Raw genomic sequence first — 1,146 nt, forward strand, 5'->3', positions numbered from 1 at the left:
GTTCCCCGCGGCACGGGGCGATGATCGCCGGAGTCCGCCGGTGCCCGGATCAGGGGTCGAGCCGGCGGAGGAAAGCCCCCAGCGCGTCGTCGAAGGCGACGGGCTGTTCGATGCTGGGGGTGTGGCCGGCCCCCGGGACGACGGCGAGCTCGGCGCCGCCCACGAGATCCGCCATGCGGCGGCCGGCACCGCCGTCGAAGGCGTCGTCGGCGCCCACCACCACGAGCACGGGGAGTCGGGCGTCACGGAGGACCTCGGTGAAGTCCCGGCGCTCGGCGCGTCCGCGCATGGCCGCGGCGGCGCCCTTGGCGGGCGCGGCCTGCAGCATCGCGAGCACCTCGGCGGCCACGCCGGGCTGGGACTCCACGGTCGCCGGGGCGAGCATGCGACCCAGCACGCTGCGGCCGTAGGCCTCCATCCCGCCCGTCAGGATCCCGTCCGCGGTCGTGTGACGACGGCGCCGGCCCTCACGGTCCTCCGCCTCCGGGACGGTGTCTGCGATGACGAGGGCCCGCATCCGCTCCGGGTGCCGGTGGAGCACCTCCATGGCGACCTGTCCCGCCATCGAGAAGCCGACGACGACGGCCTGCGCGACCCCGAGGTGGTCGAGCAGCGCGACGACGTCATCGGCGAACTCCTCGGTGTAGACGATCCCCTCGGTGACCCCGGACCCGCCGAAACCACGCAGGTCCGGGGCGACGACACGCCACCCCTCGGCGGCGAACACCTCCACCTGACGGGCCCACATGCTCCGGTCGTAGGCGTGGCCGTGCAGCAGCAGGAGCATCGGCCCCTCACCACGGTCGGTGTAGGCGATGGTGACGCCGTTGATCTCGGCAGTGACTGCGTGAGCGTCGGGCATGGTGGAAGACCCCTCTCGCGGGATGCTGGCAGGAACCTCTCCAGGGTAGCGAAACCGGCACCTCGGGCATGCCGCTGCCGGGCCCGGGAACGGGTGAAGGCCCCCACCGGGTGGTGGGGGCCTTCGTGCTGGCGTGCTGCCGTGCTGCCGGGGTGGGTGGTGCTGCGGGGGTGGGTGGTGGTGGGTGGCGTTGAATGCGGGGAGCCCCCGCACGGTGTGTGCGGGGGCTCGACCCTTGGGGTGTGGTCCGGCGGTGTCCTACTCTCCCACACCCTTCCGGGTGC

At 73.6% G+C, this 1,146-nt stretch carries 1 protein-coding gene; it reads right to left on the bottom strand.

The genetic code is table 11. The features are described from left to right. Positions 1-49 precede the first annotated feature (49 nt). A complete protein-coding gene (locus ACH9EU_RS14530; protein ID WP_396414629.1) occupies positions 50-862 on the bottom strand; it encodes an alpha/beta fold hydrolase in 813 nt (270 codons plus the stop codon). Between the last annotated feature and the right edge of the window lie 284 nt (positions 863-1,146).

The sequence above is a fragment of the Kocuria rhizosphaerae genome, from assembly GCF_044462265.1.
In the GTDB taxonomy this organism is placed as follows: domain Bacteria; phylum Actinomycetota; class Actinomycetes; order Actinomycetales; family Micrococcaceae; genus Kocuria; species Kocuria rhizosphaerae.

What these genes read in the sequence shown, in the direction of transcription:
- ACH9EU_RS14530 (WP_396414629.1), bottom strand. Translation starts at nt 862, where the DNA reads ATGCCCGACGCTCACGCAGTCACTGCCGAGATCAACGGCGTCACCATC.